16 protein-coding genes are annotated in these 17,727 nt (G+C 70.7%); 3 read left to right on the forward strand and 13 right to left on the reverse strand.

Annotated elements, in window-relative coordinates:
* Window positions 1–236: 236 nt before the first annotated feature.
* From truB to rimP, 7 genes are all read right to left on the reverse strand, one after another.
* Complete coding sequence (gene truB, locus ACFXPL_RS26810; protein ID WP_384924313.1) at window positions 237–1,136, reverse strand: tRNA pseudouridine(55) synthase TruB; 900 nt, start codon at window positions 1,134–1,136, stop codon at window positions 237–239.
* The gene (rbfA, locus tag ACFXPL_RS26815; protein ID WP_384924315.1) at window positions 1,133–1,657 is read right to left on the reverse strand and encodes a 30S ribosome-binding factor RbfA; all 525 of its coding nucleotides are present in this window, start codon (window positions 1,655–1,657) and stop codon (window positions 1,133–1,135) included. Before rbfA ends, truB begins: the two co-directional genes overlap by 4 nt.
* A gap of 145 nt (window positions 1,658–1,802) precedes the next feature.
* Window positions 1,803–2,099: a DUF503 domain-containing protein gene (locus ACFXPL_RS26820; protein ID WP_382892616.1), complete on the reverse strand. Its 297-nt coding sequence runs from the start codon at window positions 2,097–2,099 to the stop codon at window positions 1,803–1,805.
* Between the two features lie 139 nt (window positions 2,100–2,238).
* Window positions 2,239–5,367, reverse strand: coding sequence for a translation initiation factor IF-2 (gene infB, locus ACFXPL_RS26825; RefSeq protein WP_384924318.1), 3,129 nt, complete (start codon window positions 5,365–5,367; stop codon window positions 2,239–2,241).
* 149 nt (window positions 5,368–5,516) lie between these two features.
* On the reverse strand, window positions 5,517–5,795 hold the full coding sequence (locus ACFXPL_RS26830) for a YlxR family protein (RefSeq protein ID WP_384924340.1): 279 nt from the start codon (window positions 5,793–5,795) through the stop codon (window positions 5,517–5,519).
* Between the two features lie 143 nt (window positions 5,796–5,938).
* Window positions 5,939–7,042 carry a transcription termination factor NusA gene (nusA, locus tag ACFXPL_RS26835; protein ID WP_384924320.1) on the reverse strand — a complete coding sequence of 368 codons (1,104 nt, stop codon included), beginning with the start codon at window positions 7,040–7,042 and terminating at the stop codon, window positions 5,939–5,941.
* A 2-nt stretch (window positions 7,043–7,044) separates the two neighbouring features.
* A complete protein-coding gene (gene rimP, locus ACFXPL_RS26840) occupies window positions 7,045–7,542 on the reverse strand; it encodes a ribosome maturation factor RimP (protein WP_384924322.1) in 498 nt (165 codons plus the stop codon).
* 211 nt (window positions 7,543–7,753) lie between these two features.
* On the opposite strand from rimP, the gene ACFXPL_RS26845 reads away from it, so the two are divergent.
* From ACFXPL_RS26845 to ACFXPL_RS26855, 3 genes are read left to right on the forward strand one after another with little or no spacing between them, the layout of a single operon-like run.
* A complete protein-coding gene (locus ACFXPL_RS26845) occupies window positions 7,754–8,398 on the forward strand; it encodes a hypothetical protein (RefSeq protein ID WP_384924324.1) in 645 nt (214 codons plus the stop codon).
* Complete coding sequence (locus ACFXPL_RS26850; RefSeq protein ID WP_384924326.1) at window positions 8,395–8,817, forward strand: DUF4439 domain-containing protein; 423 nt, start codon at window positions 8,395–8,397, stop codon at window positions 8,815–8,817. The genes ACFXPL_RS26845 and ACFXPL_RS26850 overlap by 4 nt, the downstream gene beginning before the upstream one ends.
* A gap of 43 nt (window positions 8,818–8,860) precedes the next feature.
* Entirely contained in the window at window positions 8,861–9,820 is a 960-nt protein-coding gene (locus ACFXPL_RS26855; RefSeq protein WP_384924328.1) for an aminoglycoside phosphotransferase family protein, read from the forward strand.
* Window positions 9,821–9,927: 107 nt separating this feature from the next.
* Here the strand turns inward: ACFXPL_RS26855 and ACFXPL_RS26860 are convergent, their stop codons facing one another.
* The 6 genes from ACFXPL_RS26860 to dxr form a co-directional block, all read right to left on the reverse strand.
* A complete protein-coding gene (locus ACFXPL_RS26860; RefSeq protein WP_384924330.1) occupies window positions 9,928–11,619 on the reverse strand; it encodes a proline--tRNA ligase in 1,692 nt (563 codons plus the stop codon).
* Between the two features lie 72 nt (window positions 11,620–11,691).
* Complete coding sequence (locus ACFXPL_RS26865) at window positions 11,692–12,273, reverse strand: GNAT family N-acetyltransferase (protein WP_384924332.1); 582 nt, start codon at window positions 12,271–12,273, stop codon at window positions 11,692–11,694.
* A gap of 15 nt (window positions 12,274–12,288) precedes the next feature.
* The gene (locus ACFXPL_RS26870) at window positions 12,289–13,131 is read right to left on the reverse strand and encodes a GNAT family N-acetyltransferase (protein ID WP_384924342.1); all 843 of its coding nucleotides are present in this window, start codon (window positions 13,129–13,131) and stop codon (window positions 12,289–12,291) included.
* Window positions 13,132–13,594: 463 nt separating this feature from the next.
* Entirely contained in the window at window positions 13,595–14,749 is a 1,155-nt protein-coding gene (gene ispG / locus ACFXPL_RS26875; RefSeq protein ID WP_384924344.1) for a flavodoxin-dependent (E)-4-hydroxy-3-methylbut-2-enyl-diphosphate synthase, read from the reverse strand.
* A gap of 164 nt (window positions 14,750–14,913) precedes the next feature.
* A complete protein-coding gene (locus tag ACFXPL_RS26880) occupies window positions 14,914–16,215 on the reverse strand; it encodes a M50 family metallopeptidase (RefSeq protein ID WP_384924334.1) in 1,302 nt (433 codons plus the stop codon).
* Window positions 16,212–17,537, reverse strand: coding sequence for a 1-deoxy-D-xylulose-5-phosphate reductoisomerase (dxr, locus tag ACFXPL_RS26885; protein ID WP_384924336.1), 1,326 nt, complete (start codon window positions 17,535–17,537; stop codon window positions 16,212–16,214). The genes ACFXPL_RS26880 and dxr overlap by 4 nt, the downstream gene beginning before the upstream one ends.
* Between the last annotated feature and the right edge of the window lie 190 nt (window positions 17,538–17,727).

Consider the following 17,727-nt stretch of genomic DNA (forward strand, 5'->3'; position numbering starts at 1 on the left):
ACACCCCATTTGCGGCAAAGCGGCCAGAAGCGGGATTCACCGTCCCACCGTCGCGGGGGGGGGCCGCCCGGGGGGGGGGCCCCCCCCCCGCCGGGTTTGGGGTGGGGGGGGGGTCGCTGGTTTTCTTCCTTCGTTTGTGGGGGCGCGGTGGGGGGCCCCCCCCGCGCCCCCCCCCCCCCACGGCGGGGATCCGGGCGCCTCCCGTGACGGAATCGCCGAGGAAGAGACCCGACGGGTCAGCCGAAGACCGCGAGGCTCTTCGCCTTGCCGCGCTGTTCCTCCACAAGGGCCAGGAAGCGGCCCCGCGGGTCGAAGACGGCAACCGGCCCCGTGCCGTACGCGGGCATGTCGAGCCGTACGCCGTTGAGCAGGAGCTGGGCACGCTTCTCGTCCACGTCCCAGCGCGCGAACGCCGCGGCGGCGGCGTCGGCGACGGACATGACGGTCAGCTCCTCCTGGAGCTGGTCGAGGGTGCGTGCGCCGTCCAGCGCGTACGGGCCCACCCTGGTCCTGCGCAGCGCGGTGAGATGGCCGCCCACCCCGAGCCCGGCGCCGAGGTCGCGGGCGAGGGCACGGATGTACGTGCCCGAGGAGCAGACGACGGAGACGACCAGGTCGAGAACCGGGGTGCCGTCCTCCGCGACGGCTTCGCGGACGTCGTAGAGGCGGAAGGAGGAGACGGTCACCGGCCTGGCCGGGATCTCGAACTCCTCGCCGCCGCGGACCCGTGCGTACGACCGCTTGCCGTCGATCTTGATGGCGCTGACCTTGGACGGCACCTGCATGATCGCGCCGGTAAGTGCGGCGATCCCGGCGTCGATGGCCTCGCGCTTCACCGCGGAGGCGTCGGTGGCGGAGGTGATCTCCCCCTCCGCGTCGTCCGTGACGGTGTCCTGGCCGAGCCGGATCGTACCGAGGTACTCCTTCTCGGTCAGCGCGAGATGGCCGAGAAGCTTGGTGGCGCGCTCCACGCCGAGGACGAGGACGCCGGTCGCCATCGGGTCGAGGGTGCCGGCATGGCCGACACGCCGGGTTCTGGCGATGCCGCGCATCTTGGCGACGACGTCGTGCGAAGTGAAGCCCGACGGCTTGTCCACAATGATCAGGCCGTCGGGCGTCTTGTTCTGCTGAGTCATTCCGCGGCGGCGCCGTTCGTGTTGCCGGGCGTGTTCCCGTTCGTATTCCCGCTCACGTTGCCGTCCGCGTCGCCCTCGGCCTCGCTGCCGGTCTCGTCGTCGGCGTCGTCCTTGCGGTACGGGTCTGCCCCGGCCGCGTAGGTCTTGCCGGTCGACACGTTCCGCACCTCGGCGTCCTTGGCGCGCGCCTTGTCGAGGAGGTCCTCGATGGTGCGCGCGTTGTCCGGGAGGGCGTCGGGGACGAACGCCAGCGTCGGGGTGAAGCGGACGCCGGTCTGGCGGCCCACCTCGGAGCGGAGGACGCCCTTGGCGCTCTCCAGCGCCGCAGCGGAGGCCGCGCGCTCCTCGTCGTCGCCGTAGACCGTGTAGAAGACCGTGGCCTCCCGGAGGTCGCCGGTGACGCGGGCGTCCGTGATGGTCACGAAGCCGAGTCGCGGGTCCTTGATACGCCGGTCCAGGGTCTCCGCGACCACGACCTGGATGCGATCGGCCAGCTTGCGGGCCCGCGCGTTGTCGGTCACCGGTCCTTCACTCTTCCTTCTGGGATTCTTGCTGGTTGTCTAGCTGCTTTTCCTGCTGGTTCCCTGCCGGTCCGCCGGCCGAGGCCGACGCCCGGTGCCGGGCCGTGCGGGCCCCGTACGGGGCGTACGGGGCCTTCCGCGCGGGTCACTCCTCGTCGTCGCCGTGGAGCCGGCGCCGTACCGACAGCAGCTCCACCTCGGGCCGGCCGGCGACCATGCGTTCGCACCGGTCCAGCACATCGGTGAGATGCCCCCAGTCACCGGAGACCACCGCCAGGCCGATCTCGGCCCTGCGATGGAGGTCCTGGTCGCCGGTCTCCGCCGCGCTCACCGCGAATTTCCGCTGGAGCTCGGCGACGATCGGCCGGACGACGGAGCGTTTCTCCTTCAACGACCGTACGTCGCCGAGAAGCAGATCGAAGGACAGTGTCCCCACATACATGTATGTCCGGATGTCCCGCCGGTACGGGTTCGGAGGCCCCGCCGACACTTGGCAGGGACACAAGAACCGTACACGGAACGGCCGGGGCCGATCGACGGAAATACGTCCCGTCGACCGGCCCCGGACCGGCTGCCACGCGTCAGCCGCGCGGCTTCTCCCGCATCTCGTACGTCGCGATGACGTCGTCGATCTTGATGTCGTTGAAGTTTCCGAGGTTGATACCGCCCTCGAAGCCTTCGCGGATCTCGGTGACATCGTCCTTGAAGCGGCGCAGACCCTGGATGTTGAGGTCCTCCGCGATGACCTTGCCGTCGCGGATGAGCCGGGCCTTGGTGTTGCGCTTGACCTCGCCGGAGCGGATGAGAACACCCGCGATGTTGCCCAGCTTGGACGAGCGGAAGATCTCGCGGATCTCCGCCGTGCCCAGCTCGACCTCTTCGTACTCCGGCTTGAGCATGCCCTTGAGGGCCGCCTCGATCTCGTCGATCGCCTGGTAGATGACCGAGTAGTAACGAACGTCCACGCCTTCGCGCTCGGCCATCTGCGCGGCACGCCCAGCGGCGCGCACGTTGAAGCCGATCACGATGGCGTCGGAGCCCATCGCCAGGTCGATGTCCGACTCCGTGACCGCACCCACACCGCGGTGCAGGACACGGATGTCGACCTCTTCGCCGACGTCGAGCTGGAGCAGCGAGGACTCGAGAGCCTCCACCGAACCGGACGCGTCGCCCTTGATGATGAGGTTGAGTTCCTGCACCAGGCCGGCCTTGAGGGCCTCGTCCAGGTTCTCCAGGGAGAACCGGACGCCCCTGCGGGCGAAGGCCGCGTTCCGCTCACGGGCGGCGCGCTTCTCCGCGATCTGCCGGGCGGTGCGGTCCTCGTCGACGACGAGGAAGTTGTCGCCGGCACCGGGGACGTTGGTGAGACCCAGGACCAGGACGGGCGTCGAAGGCGTCGCCACGTCGACATTGTTGCCGTTGTCGTCGAGCATCGCCCGGACACGTCCGTACGCGTCACCGGCGACCATCGTGTCACCCACACGCAGCGTGCCGCGCTGGACGAGCACGGTGGCGACGGCGCCACGACCGCGGTCGAGGTGGGCCTCGATGGCGATACCCTGCGCGTCCTGCTCCGGGTTGGCCCGCAGGTCGAGCGAGGCGTCCGCGGTGAGGACCACGGCCTCCAGCAGGCTGTCGATGTTCAGGCCCTGCTTGGCGGAGATGTCGACGAACATGGTGTCGCCGCCGTACTCCTCGGCCACCAGACCGAATTCGGTGAGCTGACCGCGCACCTTGGTCGGGTCGGCACCCTCGACATCGATCTTGTTGACCGCGACCACGATCGGCACACCGGCCGCCTTGGCGTGGTTCAGCGCCTCGATCGTCTGGGGCATCACACCGTCGTTCGCCGCGACCACCAGGATCGCGATGTCGGTGGACTTGGCACCACGGGCACGCATGGCGGTGAACGCCTCGTGGCCCGGGGTGTCGATGAAGGTGATCTTGCGCTCTTCACCGTTGACGTCCGTGGCGACCTGGTACGCACCGATGTGCTGCGTGATCCCGCCGGCCTCGCCCGCGACAACGTTCGTCTTACGGATCGCGTCCAGCAGCCGGGTCTTACCGTGGTCGACGTGACCCATGACGGTCACGACCGGCGGACGGGACACGAGCGCTTCCTCGCCGCCCTCGTCCTCGCCGAACTCGATGTCGAAGGACCCGAGCAGCTCGCGGTCCTCCTCCTCCGGGCTGACGATCTCGACGATGTAGTTCATCTCACCGGCGAGCACATGCAGGGTCTCGTCGGAGACGGACTGCGTGGCCGTGACCATCTCGCCGAGGTTCATCATCACGGCGACGAGCGACGCCGGGTTGGCGTTGATCTTCTCCGCGAAGTCGGTGAGCGACGCACCGCGCGACAGCCGGACCGTCTGGCCCTGGCCACGCGGCAGCATCACGCCGCCGACCGACGGGGCCTGCATGGCCTCGTACTCCTGGCGCCTCTGCCGCTTCGACTTACGGCCACGGCGGGCGGGCCCGCCGGGACGGCCGAACGCGCCCTGTGTGCCACCACGGCCGCCGGGACCACCCGGACGTCCGCCGAAGCCGGGACGGCCACCGCCGCCACCGAAGCCACCGCCACCGGGACGACCCGGGGCACCGCCGCCGCCACCGGGGCGACCGGCGAAACCGCCACCGCCGCCACCCGGACGACCGGCGAAACCGCCGCCGCCACCCGGACGACCGCCACCGCCACCGCCGGCCGGACGACCCGGACCACCGGGACCGCGGCCACCGCCGGGGCCACCACCGGGACGCGGGCCGGCAGCGGGACGCTGCGGCATCATGCCCGGGTTCGGACGGTTACCACCAGGGCCACCGCCGGGACCCGCGGCACGCGGGGCCTGCGGACGCGGCATGCCGCCCGGGGTCGGACGACCGGCGCCCTGTCCGCCGGGGCCGGCCTGCGGACGGGGACCACCCTGACCGGCGCCCTGGGGGCGCGGGCCGCCGGGGGCACCGGGGCCGCCGGGACGCGGGGCGCCGCCGGGACGGGGCGCCTGCGGGCGCGCCATGCCGGTGGAGCCGCCGGACGTGAAGGGGTTGTTGCCCGGACGCGGGCCCGCGGGGCGGGCACCGGGACGCGGAGCCTGACCAGGACGCGCGCCGCCGGGGCGACCGCCCTGGCGCTGCTCGCCGCGCTGGTCACCCTGACGGTCACCCTGGCGCTGTTCGCCCTGACGCTGGTCTCCCTGACCGCCCGTGGGGCGGTTGGAGGGACGCGGGCCGGGGGTGGCACCGGGCCGGGCACCGGCGGCCGGGGCCGACGGGGGCGCGGTGAACTCCGGAGCCGCAGGGGCGGCGGGCGCCGGCTTGGCCGGGGGCCGCGGGGCGGCCGGGGCCGGACGCGGGCCGGGGCTCGGCGCCGGAGAGGGGGTACTGCTCTTGGGGGCCTCGGCGGCGGCCGGCTTGGGAGCCGGGACACCGGGCTTGGGAGCAGCGGGACGTGCCGCCTGGGCCGGGGAGGCCGGAGACGGGGGGGTGGGCCTTGCGGGGGTCGCCTTACGCGGCGCCCCGGGCTTGGCAGCGGACTTGCCAGCGTTGCCGCCGGGCCCCTGCAAAGCGTCAGTCAATTTGCGCACGACCGGCGCCTCGATCGTCGAGGACGCCGAACGGACGAATTCACCGAGTTCTTGGAGCTTGGCCATGACGACCTTGCTCTCCACACCGAACTCCTTGGCGAGTTCGTATACCCGGACCTTAGCCACTTCGCTCCTTTTAGGTCCGGGTTACCGCCGGACCGTCGCTACTTCATGGGCGTACTCATCGCGTACTCATCGAGTGCTCATCGCAATCTCGACCTACTTCCAACTCGCGAGGTACCTGAACCGCACGGGGTCCCGTGCCGTACTTCTTCTTACAGTGCCGACTGCTCGACAAACCGGCGCAGTTCCGTACTGTCGAACGGCCCCTGGGCTTTGAAGGCCCTGGAGAACGCTCGGCGGCGGATCGCCAGGTCGAGACAGATCAAGGCAGGATGCGTGTACGCACCCCGGCCGGGCAGCGTACCGCGTCGATCGGGAACACATTGCTCACCCATCGCCACGATGCGCAGCAGATCGCTCTTGGCCGCTCGCTTCCGACAGCCCACGCAGGTTCGCTCAGGGCAGGCTCGGTCGCTCGTCCGGCCAGACACCTTCAAGTCTACCTCCCCGCGCCGACCTCACCCCTTTGGGGCAACGTTCGAACGCTCACGTGCACAAAACGGCGTGACGGTGCACGGCGGAATCCCGCCGCCGTGCACCCGGAAGATCACACCCGGATCGTTACCGACGGGTATCAGCCGCGCTCGCGATCCCTGCTCCGGTCGCCGCCCCGCGCCCCGCCCCGTTCCCCGTCACGGGGCCGGTCGTCGCCACGGTCACGGTCCGCGCCACGGTCACGGTCGCCGCCGTTGTCGTCCGGCTGCTCCGTGTCGGGGCGGATGTCGATGCGCCAGCCGGTGAGTCGCGCGGCGAGCCGGGCGTTCTGCCCTTCCTTGCCGATGGCCAGCGAGAGCTGGTAGTCCGGCACGGTCACCCGCGCGGACCTGGCGCCCATGTCCACGACCTCGACCTTGCTGACCCGGGCGGGCGACAGCGCGTTCGCCACCATCTCGGCCGGGTCGTCCGACCAGTCGACGATGTCGATCTTCTCGCCGAGCAGCTCGGCCATGACATTGCGCACACGGGCGCCCATCGGGCCGATGCAGGCGCCCTTGGCATTGAGACCCGAACGTGTCGAACGTACGGCGATCTTGGTGCGGTGGCCGGCCTCGCGGGCGATCGCCGTGATCTCCACGGAGCCGTCCGCGATCTCCGGGACCTCCAGCGCGAAGAGCTTCTTGACCAGATTGGGGTGGGTACGGGAGAGGGTCACCGAGGGGCCCCGTACGCCGCGGGCCACGCGGACCACGTACGTACGCAGCCGCAGCCCGTGCGTGTACTCCTCTCCCGGCACCTGCTCCTGCACCGGGAGGATCGCTTCGAGCTTGTCGTCCAGCTTGACGAGGACGTTCTTGGGGTCCTTGCCCTGCTGCACCATGCCGGCGACGACATCGCCCTCACGGCGCGCGTACTCGCCGAAGGTGACGTCGTTCTCGGCGTCGCGCAGCCGCTGCTGGATGACCTGGCGCGCGGTGGTCGCGGCGATCCGGCCGAAGTCCGACGGGGTGTCGTCGAACTCCTTGGGCTCCTGGCCCTCCTCCAGATCGGCCGGGTCCTCCTTGGCCCAGACCGTGACGTGGCCGGTCTCGCGGCTGAGGACGACGCGGGCGCGCCGATGGCTGCCGTCCGTGCGGTGGTAGGCGATGAGGAGGGCGGATTCGATCGCCTCGACCAGCAGATCGAAGGGGATCTCCTTCTCTTGTGCCAAGCCCTTCAGGAGCTTCACATCGATGTCCACGGCTACGCCTCCTCTTCCTTCTTGTCTTTACGGTTGAACTCGATCTCGACGCGCGCCTTGGCGATCTGCGTGAACTCGACCCGGCGGGCGGTGGGCTTGCGCCCCTTCACGCCCGGCACTTCGAGGTCGAGTCCCTCGTCGTCCACGGTGAGGATGCGCGCGACCAGGTCGTCGCCCTCATGGAGCTGGATCCGGGCCAGCCGGCCGACGGCGCGCAGGTAGTGGCGCTGCTCGGTCAACGGGCGTTCCGCCCCCGGGGAGGTGACTTCGAGCTGGTATTCGTCCTCGCCCATCGCGTCCGTCTCATCGAGTTTCTCGGAGATGGAGCGGCTCAGCTCGGCGCACTCGTCGAGGTCCACGCCCTCGTCGGAGTCGACCACGATTCTCAGCACACGACGCCTGCCGGCCCGGGACACATCGATCTCTTCCAGATCCAGGTCCTTGGCGCTGACGAGCGGTTCCAGCAGTCCGCGCAGCCTTTCGCTCTGGGTGGTGCTCATCCGGGTGACTCCTCGGCCGCGTGTGCTGTTGTGGGATCGTCGCGTGTCAGATCAGTCGTGTGTCGGATCAAAGGGTATCCGGTCCCAAGGGGTGTTGCCGTCCACCCAAGGGTGACCCGCGGGTACGCTCGCCTGCGTTGATCATGGAGATCTTCACTAGCCCGAGGAGAGACGCGTGGGGCGCACGGGGACGACACGGAGGCATGCCCTCTTGGCCGCGGGCGCCGCGACGGCCGGTCTGCTGACCGCCGCTTGCTCCTCGTCGGGCCCGGCGGACGGGCAGGTCTCCGGGGGGCCGGACGGCGCCGCGGCGCGGGCGGCGCGCGTGGAGAAGGCGCTGCGGCGGCGGTCGGCGGACACCAGCCGGACGCTCCTCGCGTGGTACGACGCGGTACGAAAGCGCCATCCGGGACAGGAAGCGCGGCTGGCCCCGTTGCGCGGCGCGGTCGCGCGACAGATCACGGCGTTGACGCCCGAGCCCCGCAAGGAGGAGGCCCCGAAGGCGTCCGACGCACCGTACGGTGCGGAGAACGGCGCGTCGCACGGCGCGACGAGCACCCCGGAAAAACCTTCCGCCACGTCTGACTCGCCTGCCCCGTCGGGAAGGGCAGGGGCACCAGGACCATCCGCCCCTCCTGCCTCCACGGCCGCCCCCGACGCAACGGCCGCCGCTCACCCGGTCCCCGCCGATCCCACCGCAGCGCTCAAGGAACTGGCCGCCGCCGAGCGCCGCACCTGCGACGCGCACACGGCCACGCTGATGGAAGCGCCCCCGGAACTCGCCCGGTTGCTGGCTTCCCTCGCCGCGGCGAGCGCCGGCCACGCCTATCTGCTGACGGAAGGAGCCCGCCCGTGACCACCCGTGCGCTGGAGGCCGCGCAGGCCGCACTCGCCGCGGAGCACGCCGCCGTCTACGGGTACGGAGTCGTCGGCGGACGAGTCGGCCACGCGCGCCGCGCCGAGGCCACAGCCGCGTACACCGCGCACCGTGCGCGGCGCGACGCGCTGGCGCGCACCGTACGCGACATGGGCGCGAGGCCCGCCGTCGCGGCGGCGGCGTACGCGCTGCCCTTCGACGTGCCGGACCGTGCCGCGGCCGAACGGCTCGCCGCCGAGCTGGAGGACCGGATCGCGGGCGTCTACTCGGATCTCGTCAGGGCCTCGAAGGGGCCCCTGCGGCGCGAGGCTGCGGGGGCGCTGCGTGAGGCGGCGGTACGTGCCGTGCGCTGGCGCGGGAGCGGCGTAGCCTTTCCTGGGCTCGCCGAGAGAGCGTGAGCCCTGCACGTCCCCCCTGGCTCCGAAAGGGATCTACGCGCGTATGGGTTTCGAACCGCCCCAGCGTCTGGCGCGCACGCTCGGCGAGCTGACCAGGGACACCACCGCGGCCGCGTGGCTCGAGCGGCTTCCCGTGCTCGCGGCGGAGGCCGTCGCGCGGCGCAGCCTTGAGGTCGAACGGGTGATCGCGCCGGGTGGCCGGAGCGGGCTGGTCCTGCTCGTACGGCGGCCCGACGGCTCCCCCGCCACGCTCAAGATCGCGCCGCCGTTCGCGGCCCCTGGGCTGGAGCGGGCGGCGCTGGCGCACTGGCAGGGGTGGGGGGCGGCGCGGCTTCTCGACGTCCCGAACGTCGAGACGGGCGCCGTACGGGGCGCCGTGCCGGGCGACGGAGGCTCCGCGGCGGAGACGGAGGACGGCGCGCTCCTCCTGGAGCGTCTGCACCCCGAGATGTCGCTTCGCTCCCTCCCGGAGGCCAAGGCCTTGCTCGAAGCGGCGGGTACGGTGCGCCGGCTGTGGGTCGAACCTCCTGCGGGCCATGGCTTCGAGACTGTGGCCGGGCGGACCGCCGCCGAGGCGGCGCAACTGCGCACATCGTCCGACGAGAGCCTCGCGCCGCTCGTCACCGCCGCGCTGGCGGCGCGCGACGAACTGTGCGCAACGTCCCATGAGGAGTTGCTGCTGCACGGTGCGTTCCGCCAGGGCAAGGTGCTGGCGGGCGATCGCACGCCCTGGCTGGCGGTCGGTCCCGAGCCCGTCGTCGGCGAGCGCGCCTACGATCTGGCGCGGCTGGTGCGTGACCGGGTGGAGGACCTTGTGGCCGCTTCGTCCGGTGCCTCATCGGCGCGCCGCCGTGTCCACCGGCTGGCCGACTCCCTGGACCTGGACCGGGAGCGGCTGCGCGGCTGGACGCTCTTCCGCGCGGTCGAGTCGGGCTCGCGCGCCCTGACCGCGGGCCGGCGCCAGAGCGCGGAGTCGCTGCTGGAGTTCGCGGGCTGGCTCTGAGCCGCCCACGAGGGTGGGGCCCAGCGGCGCGCCGCTGGGCCCCGTGCGGCGCCGTGCTGCGCGCCGTACGAGGCGGTACCGGGCCCCGTACGGCGCGCAGCACGGCGTCAGGCTGTCAGGCGGGCGATCGCTTCCGCGACCGTCAGCTCCTCGCGCTCCCCGGTACGGCGGTCCTTCAGCTCGACGACGCCCTCCGCGGAACGGCGGCCCGCCACCAGGATGTGCGGGACACCGATCAGCTCGGCATCGGTGAACTTCACGCCCGGCGAGACACCGGGCCGCTCGTCCACCAGCACGCGCAATCCGGCCGCCGAAAGCTGCTCCGAGACGTCCAGCGCCAGCTCCGTCTGGAGTGCCTTGCCCGCCGCCACGACGTGGACGTCGGCCGGGGCGATCTCCTTCGGCCAGCACAGACCCTGCCCGTCGGCGCTCTGCTCGGCCAGTGCTGCCACGGCGCGCGACACGCCGATGCCGTACGAGCCCATGGTCACGCGCACCGGCTTGCCCTGCTGGCCCAGCACGTCGAGCTGGAAGGTATCCGCGTACTTGCGGCCGAGCTGGAAGATGTGGCCGATCTCGATCGCGCGGTCCAGCTTGAGGCCGGAGCCGCAGGAGGGGCAGGGGTCGCCCTCCTCGACGACGACGACGTCCAGGTACTGGTCGACCTCGAAGTCGCGGCCCGCGACGACGTTGCGCGCGTGGGTGTCGGGCTTGTTGGCTCCGGTGACCCAGGCCGTGCCGGACGCGACGCGGGGGTCGGCGATGTAGCGGATCTTGAGCCCTTGGGGGCCGACGTAGCCACGTACGAGCTCCGGCCGGTCCACGAAGTCCTCGGCCGTCACCAGCTCCACGACGGCCGGCGCCAGGTGCTCGCCGAGCTTGCCGAGGTCCACCTCTCGGTCGCCGGGGACGCCGACCGCGGTGATCTCGCCATCGACCTTGACCAGCAGGTTCTTCAGGGTGGCGGAGGCCGGCACGCCGAGGTGCGCGGCGAGCGTCTCGATGGTCGGGGTGTCGGGGGTGTCCAGTTCCTCCACGGGGCCGTGCTCGACGGGCTCCACGGCCGGGGCGGTGAAGGTGACGGCCTCCGTGTTGGCGGCGTAGTCGCAGACGGGGCAGTCCACGAAGGTGTCCTCGCCCGCCGCGGCGGGCGCCAGGAACTCCTCGGACGCGGAGCCGCCCATCGCGCCGGAGACCGCCGAGACGATACGGAAGTCGAGCCCGATCCTGGCGAAGATCTTCTGGTAGGCGGCGCGGTGCAGCGCGTACGACTCGGCCAGGCCTTCGTCCGTGGTGTCGAAGGAGTACGAGTCCTTCATCTGGAACTCACGGCCGCGCAGTACGCCGGAGCGCGGACGCGCCTCGTCGCGGTACTTCGTCTGGATCTGGTAGAGCATCACCGGCAGGTCCTTGTAGGACGTGCACTGGTCCTTGACGACCTGGGTGAAGATCTCCTCGTGCGTGGGACCCAGCAGGTAGTCCGCGCCCTTGCGGTCCTTGAGGCGGAACAGCAGGTCGCCGTACTCCTCCCAGCGCCCGCTCGCCTCGTACGGCTCCCTGGGGAGCAGGGCCGGCAGCAGCACTTCCTGTGCGCCGATGGCGTCCATCTCCTCGCGGACGACGCGCGAGATGTTGTCGAGGACCTTCTTGCCGAGCGGCAGCCAGCTCCAGATGCCTGCGGACGTGCGGCGGACGTAGCCGGCGCGGACGAGCAGCTTGTGGCTGAGGGTCTCGGCGTCCGCCGGGTCGTCGCGCAAGGTCTTGACCATCAACCGGGACATGCGCTGGACCTGGGACATGGGGAGCACTCCTGCGTTCTGCTTCTTCGGGTGTTGCCAGGAGGTTAGCCGGGGTCCGGCAGCAGGCGGAAATCAGTATGTGCGCCGCGCCGTGCCGCGCAGCGGGAGCGGGGCGCCCATCACGGCGTACGGCTTGGGTGCGCTGGGGAAGTGGACACGGCGGGCGAGGTCCTCGTACCCAAGGGTCCGGTACAGCTTGCGGGCGGGGCTCTCGACGTCGATGGCGGACAGGATCGACCGCGGCTGCGCGGCGGCGTCCGTGATGGCGGTGATCAGCGTGCGGCCGATGCCGCGTGCCTGGAACCCGGGGTGCACATGGAGTTCGGTGATCACGAAGGAGTCGTCGAGCCAGCCGTCGGAGCCACTGGCGCGCAGATAGGGCTCGACGATCGTGGACCACCAGTGGGCACGGTCGTTGGGCATGCCGTACACGAACCCGACGAGGCGGCCCGAAGCGGTGGTGGCGCCGAGCGCGCGGCAGCCACGGTGCAGCACGTGCCGCAGCACGATGTGGCGCCGTACGCCGACCTCGTCGTCACTGAGGCCGAAGGCGAGGGCTTGTACGGCGAGCGCCTCGTCGACGCGCGCGGCGAGATCGACCGGCCCTACCTGTACGTCGGGGGTACGGGGGGCGCCCCCGGGGATGCTCGGCATGGCCGAACCTTACTTTCAGAACAGCACGCTCATGAAGGCGCCCACTTCGTGGAAGCCTACGCGCCGGTAGGAGGCTCTGGCGGGGGCGTTGTAGTCGTTCACGTAGAGGCTCACTATGGGCGCGACATCGGCGAGCGCGTACCGTACGACGGCTGCCATGCCGGACTCGGAGAGGCCACGTCCCCGAAACTCGGGGTCCACCCAGACGCCCTGGATCTGGCAGGCCTGCGAGGTGGCCGCGCCGATCTCGGCCTTGAAGAGGACTCTGCCGTCCTCTATGCGGGCGAACGAGCGCCCTGATCCGACGAGTTCGGCGACACGCGCCTGGTAGAGCAGTCCGCCGTCGCCCGCGAGCGGGGAGACGCCTACCTCCTCGGTGAACATGGCCACACAGGCAGGCATGATCACTGCGAGTTCGTCCTTGCGGATGCGGCGTACGAAGGGATCGGGCGCGACGGCGGCGGCGAGTTCCTCGGTGACCATCAGCGGCTGGTGGGCGCGGACCTCGCGGGCGGGGCCCCAGTTCGGCTCCAGAAGGCGCCACAGCGCGGCGGTGGGCGCGGCGGGGCCGACGATGGAGGAACAGCGGCGGCCGGTCCTGCGGGCGCGGTCCGCGAAGGCGCGGACGGCCTCGGGGGTGGCGCAGATCGGGACGAGATTGGCTCCGGCGTAGCAGAGCGAGCGGAGCCGGCCGTCCTCGTACCAGCCCCACATCTCGCCGCCGAGGCGCCAGGGGTCGAGTCCGGCGACCTGGACGCGGGACGTGACGAATGCGTTGGCGACGGGCTCGCTCTCCAGGATGGCGAGCGCGGCGCCGAGTTCACTGGGTTCGAGGACCCGGGTGGTGGTCTGCGTCAACACGAGGGGGCCTCACCATACGTATGCCGATCTCCGCACTGTACCCGGCGGCTCTGTGACGCGCCGCTCGCCTGCGTGTAGCAGGCCCCGTACGCCCCTGTACGCCCCGTCTGTCGCGCTGCGCGGGACCGACGGGGCGCGGCGTACGGGGGCGGTGCGGTGGGGCCGGTGCGAAGGCAGGCCCAGCCGCGGCGGTACGGGGCGGGCGCACAGCCTGTGCCGTACGGGGCGTAGCCGCGGCGTACGGGGCGGGGCGCGGCCGGGAACCGCACGGGTAGGTGTAGTCGCGGCGTACGGGGCAGCCGTGGGCGCCTCGTACTGGTCGCCCACGGCTCCCCTACCGCGGAATCCGCTGCGCTTCGTACGACGCGCCCGTAACCACCACGGTCCCGCGCCCGACGTCCGAGGAACGGGGGCCGCGGGACCACGTACGAAGACTCCGCGCGAAGGACCGGGATCGCGGTCAGCTCACGGAGACCTCGGGCTCGCCCGAGGCGATGCCGTCCTTCTCCATCTGTTCGGCGATCTTCATGGCCTCGTCGATCAGGGTCTCCACGATCTTCGACTCCGGGACGGTCTTGATGACCTCGCCCTTGACGAAGATCTGCCCCTTGCCGTTCCCCGACGCCACGCCGAGATCAGCCTCACGTGCCTCACCCGGACCGTTCACCACACAGCCCATCACTGCCACGCGCAGCGGGACCTCCATGCCCTCCAGCCCCGCCGACACCTCATCGGCCAGCTTGTACACGTCCACCTGCGCCCGCCCGCACGACGGACACGACACGATCTCCAGACGCCGCTGCCGCAGATTCAACGACTCCAGAATCTGGATACCGACCTTGACCTCCTCCGCCGGCGGAGCCGACAGCGAGACCCGGATCGTGTCCCCGATCCCCTCCGACAACAGCGCACCGAACGCCACCGCGGACTTGATGGTGCCCTGGAACGCAGGACCGGCTTCCGTCACGCCCAGGTGCAGCGGATAGTCGGACTGCGCGGCGAGCTGCCGGTACGCGTTCACCATGATCACCGGATCGTTGTGCTTCACCGAGATCTTGATGTCGCGGAAACCGTGCTCCTCGAAGAGCGATGCCTCCCACAGCGCCGACTCGACCAGCGCCTCCGGAGTCGCCTTCCCGTACTTCGCCAGCAACCGCGCGTCCAACGACCCGGCGTTCACCCCGATGCGGATCGGCGTCCCCGCGTCCCCCGCGGCCCGCGCGATCTCCCGCACCTTGTCGTCGAACTGCTTGATGTTCCCGGGATTCACCCGTACCGCCGCACACCCGGCGTCAATCGCCGCGAACACGTACTTCGGCTGGAAATGAATATCCGCGATCACCGGAATCTGTGACTTCCGCGCGATCACGGCCAACGCGTCCGCATCATCCTGCGTGGGACACGCCACCCGCACAATCTGACACCCGGACGCCGTCAACTCGGCAATCTGCTGCAGCGTGGCACCAATGTCCGACGTACGCGTCGTCGTCATCGACTGCACCGACACCGGCGCGTCCCCACCAACCGCCACCGACCCGACCTGGATCTGACGGCTGACCCTTCGATCGGCGAGCTTCGTCGGAACGGACGGCATTCCGAGAGAAATTGCGGTCATCTGCTCTGCAACCCCAAGGTGTGGATCAAGGTCCCGAAGATCGGCGGGCTCCAGCACCCGAGATTACGCCACCGTGTGCCGCATGGGCACATCCTCGCGAGAAGTCCACCCACCGGTAAGCGGCCGGACACAAATGGTGTCCGGCCGCGGCGAAACGGCCGGTATCAACTGATTCGGACTGGGTTGAAGACGTCGGCGACCAGGACGAGCAGGGTGAAGCAGATAAAGATCCCTGCCACGACGTACGCGACCGGCATCAGCTTCGCCACGTCGAAGGGGCCCGGGTCTGGGCGCTTGAAGAGCCGTGCGAGCCTGCGCCGCAGGGACTCCCAGAGCGCGCCCGCGATATGGCCACCGTCGAGGGGGAGCAGCGGAAGCATGTTGAAGAGGAAGAGCGAGAGGTTGAACCCCGCGAGGAGGAACAGCATCATCGCGATCTGGTTCTGCGCCGGAATGTCGAGCGTCATCACCTCGCCGCCGATGCGCGCCGCGCCGACCACTCCGACCGGCGAGTCGTCCTTCCGCGGGCCGTCCCCGAAGGCCGCGCTCCACAGGTCGGGGATCTTGGAAGGCAGCGCGATGATCGACTCGACACCGTTCCCGATCATGTCGCCCATCCGGTCCACGGACTCGGTGAAGGAGAGCGGGAGGATCTCCGTGGAGGCGGCGAACCCGAGATAGCCGGCGGGAACGTACTTGTCGGGAATGGCCTCCCCGTTCGAGTCCTTCGCGGCCACCATGTTCTTGGCGAGCGTGGCCTGCAGGACCTGCTCCGTACCGTCGCGCTGCACGGTGATGGTGGCGGGGCCGATCGTGCCGCGGATCAGGTTGGAGAGCGTGGACCAGTCGTCGACGTGCTTGCCGTTGAAGGCGACGATCTTGTCGCCCTCTTTGAGGCCGGCCGCCTGGGCGGGCGAGACGGGGTCGCCCTTCTCGCACGAGTCGCGCTTGTCGCTCTGCGAGATCACGCATTTCTGGACGCCGGCGACCGTCGTGGTCTGCGTCTGGAAGCCGAAGCCCATCGCGACGCTCATGAAGATCACGGCGGCGAGTACGAGGTTCATGAAAGGACCGGCGAACATCACGATGACGCGTTTCCACGGCTTGCGCGTGTAGAAGAGGCGCTTCTCGTCACCGGGTTCGAGCTCCTCGAAGGCAGCGGAGCGAGCATCCTCTATCATCCCGCGCCACGGCGACGTGGAGCGCGCCTCGATACGTCCGTCGGGTCCCGGCGGAAACATCCCGATCATGCGGATGTAGCCGCCCATGGGGATGGCCTTGAGGCCGTACTCCGTGTCGCCCTTCTTACGTGACCAGATGGTCGGCCCGAACCCCACCATGTACTGAGGCACCCGGACGCCGAAGAGCTTGGCCGTGGACAGATGGCCGAGTTCGTGCCAGGCGATGGAGAAGAGCAGCCCCGCGACAAACACAAGGATGCCCAGAACCGTCAACAGAATCGTCATGCGCGAGCCTCCGCCGGCTGTTCTTCGCTTGGCTGACGTACGTCACTGAATTGTGCTGCTGTCTCGCGGGCCCGGGCACGGGCCCAGGTCTCGGCTTCGAGGACGTCGGCAAGGGTGAGCGAGGTTCCCGCCGTACCACCCGGCCCCGAGCCCCCCTCCGCCCGTGCACGAGGACCATCGCGCTCCGCCTCTGCGACAACCGCGGTGACCGTCTCCATGATGCCGTTGAACGGCAGGCGCCCCGCGAGGAACGCGTCCACGCACTCCTCGTTCGCCGCATTGAACACCGCCGGGGCCGTGCCGCCCACGGTTCCCACGTGCCGGGCAAGCCCCACGGACGGGAACGCCTCGCCGTCGAGCGGGAAGAACTCCCAGGTCGAAGCCTTGGTCCAGTCGAACGCGGGCGCGGCGTCAGGCACCCGCTCAGGCCAGCCGAGACCGAGGGCGATCGGCCCGCGCATGTCGGGCGGGGTCGCCTGGGCCAGGGTCGAACCGTCCTTGAATTCCACCATCGAGTGAACATACGACTGAGGGTGGACAACTACCTCAATGCGTTCGAAGGGAATGTCGTAGAGGAGGTGCGCCTCGATCACTTCGAGCCCCTTGTTCACGAGGGTCGCGGAGTTGATCGTGATCACCGGGCCCATGGCCCAGGTCGGGTGCGCGAGGGCGTCCTTGGGGGTGACGCCCGCCAGATCGGCCTTCGTACGGCCCCTGAAGGGTCCTCCTGAGGCCGTCACGACGAGCTTGCGCACATCGGCGCGGGTGCCGGCGGCCAGCGCCTGGAAGAGCGCGGCGTGCTCGGAGTCGACGGGGATGATCTGGCCGGGCTTCGCCACGGCCTTGACCAGGGGGCCGCCGACGATCAGCGACTCCTTGTTGGCGAGCGCGAGCGTACGGCCCGCCGTCAGCGCGGCGAGTGTGGGGGCAAGCCCGATGGAGCCGGTGATGCCGTTCAGGACGGTGTGGCACTCCGAGGCGGCGAGTTCGGTGGCGGCGTCGGGGCCGGCGAGGATCTCGGGAAGCTGTTCGCCCGCCCCGTACCGCGCGCCGAGTGCCTCCCGGAGGGCGGGTACGGCGCTCTCGCGCGCGACGGCCACGGTACGGACCCGTAGCCGCCACGCCTGCTCGGCGAGGAGCGCGACGCGGCCGCCCGCGGCGGAGAGCGCGGTGACACGGAAGCGGTCGGGGTTGCGCAGGACCAGGTCGATGGCCTGCGTACCGATGGATCCGGTGGAGCCGAGGACGACGATGTCACGGCGGCCTTCGATCGGATCGAAGACGATATGCGGATCGGCGAGAGGGGCTGGGCTGTCGCTCATGGCCCCCATTCTTGCCCCATCCGTGAACGGGGCGGACAGCGCTCCCCTGTGGGCGGCCCCGGGGGGGGCGGGGCCCCCCCCGCCCGGGCCGCCCCCCCCGCGCCCGCGGGGGGGCCCGGGGGGGGTGTGGGGGGGGGGGCCGGGGCCCCCCCCCACGGCGGGGGGTTTGAGGTGAGAGATTGGGGGCCCC

Source organism: Streptomyces sp. NPDC059092, from assembly GCF_042756365.1.
GTDB lineage: Bacteria > Actinomycetota > Actinomycetes > Streptomycetales > Streptomycetaceae > Streptomyces.

Coding starts and splice junctions, on each gene's coding strand:
- truB (WP_384924313.1), bottom strand. CDS start 1,136: ATGACTCAGCAGAACAAGACGCCCGACGGCCTGATCATTGTGGACAAG.
- ACFXPL_RS26820 (WP_382892616.1), bottom strand. CDS start 2,099: ATGTATGTGGGGACACTGTCCTTCGATCTGCTTCTCGGCGACGTACGG.
- rimP (WP_384924322.1), bottom strand. CDS start 7,542: ATGAGCACCACCCAGAGCGAAAGGCTGCGCGGACTGCTGGAACCGCTC.
- ACFXPL_RS26855 (WP_384924328.1), top strand. CDS start 8,861: ATGGGTTTCGAACCGCCCCAGCGTCTGGCGCGCACGCTCGGCGAGCTG.
- ACFXPL_RS26860 (WP_384924330.1), bottom strand. CDS start 11,619: ATGTCCCAGGTCCAGCGCATGTCCCGGTTGATGGTCAAGACCTTGCGC.
- ACFXPL_RS26865 (WP_384924332.1), bottom strand. CDS start 12,273: ATGCCGAGCATCCCCGGGGGCGCCCCCCGTACCCCCGACGTACAGGTA.
- ispG (WP_384924344.1), bottom strand. CDS start 14,749: ATGACCGCAATTTCTCTCGGAATGCCGTCCGTTCCGACGAAGCTCGCC.
- ACFXPL_RS26880 (WP_384924334.1), bottom strand. CDS start 16,215: ATGACGATTCTGTTGACGGTTCTGGGCATCCTTGTGTTTGTCGCGGGG.
- dxr (WP_384924336.1), bottom strand. CDS start 17,537: ATGAGCGACAGCCCAGCCCCTCTCGCCGATCCGCATATCGTCTTCGAT.